Annotated in this window: 5 protein-coding genes; 2 read left to right on the top strand and 3 right to left on the bottom strand. The window is 61.2% G+C overall.

Going from position 1 to position 6681, the window contains the following annotated elements:
- Positions 1–541, top strand: a 541-nt coding sequence (locus OES25_17265; protein MDH3629388.1) for a gamma-glutamylcyclotransferase, incomplete at its 5' end; no start/stop codon positions are given.
- Here OES25_17265 and OES25_17270 read toward each other — a convergent pair.
- Positions 450–1595, bottom strand: a complete 1146-nt coding sequence (locus OES25_17270) for a hypothetical protein (GenBank protein MDH3629389.1) — start codon at positions 1593–1595, stop codon at positions 450–452. The genes OES25_17265 and OES25_17270 overlap by 92 nt on opposite strands.
- 13 nt (positions 1596–1608) lie before the next feature.
- Positions 1609–3033 carry an MBOAT family protein gene (locus OES25_17275; GenBank protein MDH3629390.1) on the bottom strand — a complete coding sequence of 475 codons (1425 nt, stop codon included), beginning with the start codon at positions 3031–3033 and terminating at the stop codon, positions 1609–1611.
- 191 nt (positions 3034–3224) lie between these two features.
- Between OES25_17275 and OES25_17280 the strand changes: the two genes are divergently transcribed.
- Complete coding sequence (locus OES25_17280; GenBank protein MDH3629391.1) at positions 3225–5681, top strand: hypothetical protein; 2457 nt, start codon at positions 3225–3227, stop codon at positions 5679–5681.
- Positions 5682–5756: 75 nt separating this feature from the next.
- On the opposite strand, the gene OES25_17285 is transcribed toward OES25_17280, so the two are convergent.
- Positions 5757–6512, bottom strand: coding sequence for a hypothetical protein (locus OES25_17285; GenBank protein ID MDH3629392.1), 756 nt, complete (start codon positions 6510–6512; stop codon positions 5757–5759).
- Between the last annotated feature and the right edge of the window lie 169 nt (positions 6513–6681).

Consider the following 6681-nt stretch of genomic DNA (forward strand, 5'->3'; position numbering starts at 1 on the left):
GGAGTTGCGCACGGCGGTGCTCCACGGCTACGCCCGAGCCTGGAATACGGTTGGACAGGTGATCTTCGATGACGACGAGGAGTCGAGTCCGGTGCTGTTCCTCGGACTGGCGTTGTCCCGCGACGGGGCTTGCAACGGTCTTCTGGCCGAGACCGAAGCCGCGGAACTTCCTTTTCTGGATCGCCGAGAGAAGTACTACCTGCGCATCGACGTGACGCCATGGATCGAGCTCGACAGGGATGGCCCGATCGCAAATGCCGCCATCTATACCTACGTTGCTCGCCCGGAGTGCTTTTACGACCCGGTGCGCGACACCCTTCGCTGGGAAGGCCTGGGGGTTGCACAGGGGTACCGACAACTGATCGAGGATGGCCTCGCGGAACGTCCCACCGAGTTCGCCGACGCGTTTCGACGACAGACCTGGCCGATTCCTGCCGGAATCGAAACGATCAGTCGACCGTATCGTTTCCCCGATCCGGAGCAGAATCGGGCGACAGGGCGGGATCGGCCGGCCGAGGACGGTGGACCGGCGCGGGATTAACCAACGCGTTTTCCAGAATCGGCATCAGTCGCTGGGTGAACAGCACCGCATCACTGGCGGTCAGGTGCGACCATTCGGGGCAGTCGAAGTCACTCAGTTCGGGATAGTCCTGGAAGTGAACTCCCGGCGCGCCGGTCACCGCAAGCATGCGCTCGTAGAACGCCTCCCGCGGCGCCATACCGAGCTCGATCTCCCGCAACGTACCGGTCGACGGCAAGCGCACGAAAACGACACGACTACCGCGCGACCGTAGCGTCTCCACCGCGACTCGCAGCCGTTCCAGGTTGGCCTCGATGAACGCGCCGAACATCTGCTGCAACTCCTCCGGCGTCACACCGGGTGGTGGCGGTGGCGGCTTGAACAGTCCCAGCCAGCGACGCTGAATCTCGAGGGCCAGTGGCGACCCGAAGTCGCACTGTTCCCACATGCGGGCCTGTCGACGACCATCGATCCCCGTAAAGTACGGCGGCAAGAGCGGTGGCTGGTTGGCCTCGGCCGCGGGGCGGTTCTTGATCGGTATGCGTGCCAGCAGTTCGCCCAGTTTCAGATCTTCCTGATTCTGATACGCGAAAAGGCGCTGCAGCGGGATGGACAGCGCCAGGCCCGCGCGCTGAGACGGCGACCAGTTCTCGTAGCGTCCGACCGCCTGGCGCGCCTGCTCAACCGGCATGCCCTCGGGGACGAACCACAACGCCGGCGTGACGCCCAGGACCACCGTGCCCGAGAATTTCTCGGCCGCCGCAACACTCTCGAGCAGTTGCATAGGGTTGGTGCCCGGCATCGCCAGTTGGACGGGAGGCTCGATGGAGAAGTAATCCGCGAAGGTCTTCAGATCGAAATCGAACTGAGCGCGGGAGGAGCCGATGATTACCATGTCGATGCCCGGCCGGTCGAGCCGACTGCGTTCCCGGGCCCAGAGGTCGCTGGTCTCGTTGACGCTTGGCCGATAACCCATCCCGCGTACGCGGAGCTCCCACACCGCCGTCACAAGCAACACGAAGACGATGGCGATGACGCAGGAGACGGGCCAGTTCCCACGGGGAACCGCTCGCACGAAACCTTCCGCGTTAGAACTGGAAGTAGATGAACGCATTGTCCGACCCTTGAGCAAGAACGAGGAAGACGAGCATGACGCCCCACACCAGACCGTGCGCCCAGTTGGGTAAACGTTCGGCGGCAGCCTCGATGGAGATCGAGCGATGTACCCACTGCATGATCACCAGCACACCGATCACGACCGCGACGGTCAACAGTTGGCGCGTCGCCAAGACCTGGGCGCCGTCCCCGATCACGCCGATCATCGAGAAGATCATCAGCTTGGCACGCGTAAACGTGTCGGCGCGGAAGAACACCCACGTGATGTTGACCAGCAGGTAGGTCAGGAGTCCCAGCAGCACCTTGCCAACGAACGTATGCACCCAGCGAGCGCCCGCGAAACGCGATCGCAACCAGCGCTCGACGGCCAGATAGATCCCGTGCAACCCGCCCCAGGCCACGAAGGTCCAGCTGGCCCCGTGCCACATTCCACCAAGAAGCATCGTGACCATCAGATTGATGTCGGTACGCACCCGCCCTTTACGGTTGCCGCCGAGAGGGATGTAGAGGTAATCGCGCAACCAACTCGAGAGCGAGATGTGCCAGCGCTTCCAGAAGTCGCTGAAGCCGATGGCCGCGTAGGGGCTCTTGAAGTTGTCGGGAAGCGAGAAGCCAAAACAGAGCGCCGCACCGATCGCGCACGTCGAGTACCCGGCGAAGTCGAAGAAGATCTGCCCCGAGAAGGCCAGCACGCCGGCCCATGCATCCAGCATCGCCAGCGGACCCCGGTCCCAACCGAAGACCGTCTCTGCCGACGGCGCCAGCATCGTATCGGCCAGTACCACCTTCTGGAACAGCCCCAGCGTCATCAGAAACAGACCCCAGCTCAGCATCTGGCGGGTCGCACGACGCGGGGCCAGGCATTGCGGCAAGAAATGGGTCGCGCGCACAATCGGACCCGCGACGAGCTGCGGAAAGAACGTCACGTAGAGCGCAAAGTCCAGAAGCGACTTCGACGGCGTTGACCGGCGCAGATAGACGTCCAGCGTGTAGCTCAGTGTCTGAAAGGTATAGAACGAGATACCGACGGGAAGGATGATGTCCGGCGCCGCCGCCTCGAAGTGCATCCCGTAGAAGCCGACGACGTTTTGGAAGTTCTCAAGCGCGAAACCGCCGTACTTGAAGAAAGCAAGCAGACCCAGGTTGGCGACGAGGCTTACGCAGAGCAGGGCGATTCTCCGCCCGTTGCGCTCCTCGATGTGCATACGCTTAGCCGCGAACCAGTCAACGGAGGTCGAGATCCACAGCAAGACGACGAACGGTGGGTTCCACGCAGCATAGAAGATGTAGCTGGCGACCAGCAGCAGCGACTTCTGCATGCGCCATGAACGCAGCACGCCGTAGCAGAGCAGTAAGACGGCGAAGAACACAAGGAATGTCAGCGAATTAAAGAGCAAGGGAGCGGCACTCCTGCGGTGCGGGCGGGCAAGTATTGTCGTGGTCCGGCCCTCGGGGCAACAACTAAATGATGAGCACAATAACCTGCCACGTCGGATCCGTTTCATCCCTGCTTGACCCCCGGCTCCTGGCGGGGTACACAGTCCACGCTTTCTCCCGATACGGGCGAAACGAAAAAGGGGGCCTCCACTTGAAACCGATCCATCTTCCAATGGCGGCGCTGGTGATCTGCATGGCGCTCGCGACACCGCTATTCGCGCAAACGATCGATTCCAGCCGTGGGATCGACGTCCGAGTCGATTATCCGAGCCTCGTCGAAATTGGACCCTGGGACGATCGCAACTACTCGCTGACTCAGGAAGATCTCGACGTCCTCGCGGACAATGAGAAGGAACTGAGCGACCCCGTCCCGGCGTTCTTCCGTGTTTTGATGCGTCGCAACAATCCTGACATGTTGCGCGAAGGACCCGCGCAGTACCCCCGCAGCGCGCTGCAGATCTTTCAGCAGATGTATGGCGGCTACCTGATCGACGGAAACGTCTACACGAAGATTAACCGTGTTGACGGCAAGTACGTTGTCGACATGGCAACTGGCACCGACACCGATACGTTCTACCAACAGCGAGCGCTCTCCGGTGAATCCCGCGTGACGTCGCCCATCGGCGCCGCGGAGTCCGCCGTCAAGATTAATCCGGTCGATACCAACATCGTCATCGCGGGATCTAATGGACCGGGCGGCGGGCAGAAGATGCATCGCTCGACCGATGGTGGCGTCACCTGGAACGAGATCCTCCTACCACTCGGAGGCACCTGTTGCGACCCGACCGTCGACTGGTCCGCCGACGGAAGCCTGGCGTATGCCTCGACTCTCGGAAGCTGCGGGGCTGGCGGTTGCAGCGTCTGGGTCTACCGCTCCGATGACGGGGGCGCAAGTTGGAACGGCCTAGAGAACGCCACGCCTGGCGACCCTCGTCGCGAATTGACTAACGGTGGCAGCGATAAGGAATTCCTACACGTCGATCAGAGCGCGACGTCGCCATACAAGGACAACGTCTACCTGACATGGCACGACTCCAATGTGTTGAAATTCTCGGTGTCGTCCAATGACGGTAACTCCTGGAGTACGCAGGCCTTTTCGAGTTTGACCGCTGACCGAGGAATCGGCAGCGACATCACGACGGATGCTGCCGGCAACATCTATTACATCTGGCCCACGACCAGCAGCCGTCGGATCAAGTTCGTCAAGTCCACCAATGGCGGCGTCAGTTTCGGCCCGATCAGCGAGATCGCCGTGACTCAGGCATCTTTCATCTTCCCCCTGCCGTCGATCAATGTTCGCGAGGCCTTCGTCTATGCGGCCGCCGACACCGACCGTAGCAACGGACTTTACGCTGGATCTGTCTACGCGGCGTGGACGGACAACACGAACGCGGACTCGTCAACACCGTCGGCAAACCACGGACGAATCCAGGTCGGCTACTCTCGAGATGGTGGAAACAGCTGGTCTGTCACGACTCCCCACGAGACTGCGGACTCCAATTCCGTCGATCGCTGGCACCCGTGGCTTGCTGTCGGCGTAGACGGCACTGTCCATGTGGTCTTTTACGACACCCGGCGGGATCCTAGCCGTACCAGCGTCGACCTTTTCTACAGTTTCTCCACCGATGGAGCGCAATCCTGGTCGGCCCCTCAACAGGTGACGACCGTGATCAGTCCTAGCCTCGAAGACAGCTTCGAGTTCGGTGACTACAACGGACTGGATGTCGTTCTGGACAGCCTGATCGCTGTCTATACGGACAATCGCCACGAAGGTGGTGGGACGTCGGACTCGCCTGACGTCTACGCCATCGGCATCCCGGTCAGTGGCGGGGGCGAGTGTGGCAACAACACCGCGGAGCCCGGCGAGGGTTGCGACGGAACCGACCTCCGCGGTCAGACCTGTGGCGACTTCGGTTGCAGCGGCGGCAGCCTCGCCTGTCTGCCGGATTGCTCGGCCGTCGATACCTCGGCATGTACAGGCTGCCCGATCTGCGACAACAATGGCGTCTGCGATCCCGGCGAGGATTGCAACACTTGCCCCGGAGATTGTGTCAGCGGCTCGACCAGTGGTGCGATATGCGGCAACGGGGTCTGCGAAATCGGCAACGGTGAAGATTGCCTGAGTTGCTCCGCTGATTGCAACGGCAGAACCGGCGGTCGACCGTCCAACCGCTACTGCTGCGGCGACGGAGCCGGACCTAACCCGATGACCTGCACGGATGCTGTTTGCACCGACAATGGCGCCAGTTGCACGACGACACCGGTGACCGGCGGCAGCTTCTGCTGCGGTGATGCGACTTGCGACGAGGGCGAGGACTGCAGCAATTGCGCCCTCGACTGCGGTGGCGGATTAGAGGTCTGCGGCAATGGCGCCGACGACGACTGCGATCTACTGGTCGATTGCGCGGATCCGGACTGCATCGGCGGCACCGAGGTATGTGGAAACGGCCAGGACGACGATTGCAATGGCCAGATCGACTGTGACGATTCCGTATGTTCCGCCTTGCCAGCATGCTTGTGTGCACCGGTCGGTGACAGCTGCACGGTCAACAGCGACTGCTGCGGAAATAAGTGCAGGGGACCATCCGGAAACAAGAGCTGCAAGTAGGAAATGACGGGGGTAGGTCTTTGACCTACCCCCGTTTCCTGTCTGTTTCGATTTCAAGCAGATAGAGACAAAGTCCTAGAGGCGATGCCCGGCTGCTAACGCCTCTTCTTGAAGTCGGACCAGTTTCTCGCGGGCCTCTTTGAGTTCCGATCTAACCTCACCGAGTTGCCGTGTCAGCGACTTCTCGGTGGGCGTGTTGGGGCGCTGGTTCATCTTGCGCAGCCGGCCGACCTTCATCGCACACTGGCCATCGTCCAGCGGAATGCCGTGCTCGGCACAAACGAGGAATTGCCAGGTGGTTTGTTCTTTTCGTTCGGCCAGCGTGATCTCTGCCTCGAGGGCCTCTTGCTGACCGCGCCACCAGGCGGCATCACGTACCCCGTCGGTCTCGACGACATCATTCTCTGATGCGGGTTCTTCGGATTCTTCGACCTCCGAGTTCGATAGGAGATCCTCGTTAGTGAACGCTCCCGGGATCGGTTTGATGACCGGGTTCGTCTCCGCGCTCGTGGTCTCCGGAAGGTCCTTGTTACTGAAGCTCTGGATCGCCGGGTCCGAGGCCTCCTTGGCAGCAGCGTTGGCGCCGGGTTTCAGTTCAATGATTTTTTCGATCTGGCTTTCCTGAATCGAACTCAGGCCCTTGCCAGGGATGCGAAAAAGAACAAGGCCGTCCAGATGTTTGATGGGTTCGACGAGGTCGATCGTCTCGCCGCCTTTTAGAACGAGGCGCAGGATGGGCTCGCCCTGGGGCTCGGACTGGGCGAACGCCGGCAACGCAAGGAGCAACGCGGCAGTCATGAGAATCGGCACGACAGGTCTTGGGATGTTCATGCCTTCATCATAACGCAGTCGTCGTGGTTGGCGGATCTTCGGATCACAGCGGCGGAAAATCGATCCGGTCCGTCTCTACCTTGCCGGTAAGAAGATAGGCCACCATCGCCTCGGCGATCTTCGGCGTGCCGATCAGCAAGTCGTCGCTATGCCCGGCTCCAACAAGCGT

Source organism: Acidobacteriota bacterium (genome assembly GCA_029861955.1).
GTDB lineage: Bacteria > Acidobacteriota > Polarisedimenticolia > Polarisedimenticolales > Polarisedimenticolaceae > JAOTYK01.

Excerpts from the sequence above, each read along its gene's own strand:
- OES25_17285 (MDH3629392.1), bottom strand. The coding sequence starts at position 6,512 with ATGAACATCCCAAGACCTGTCGTGCCGATTCTCATGACTGCCGCGTTG.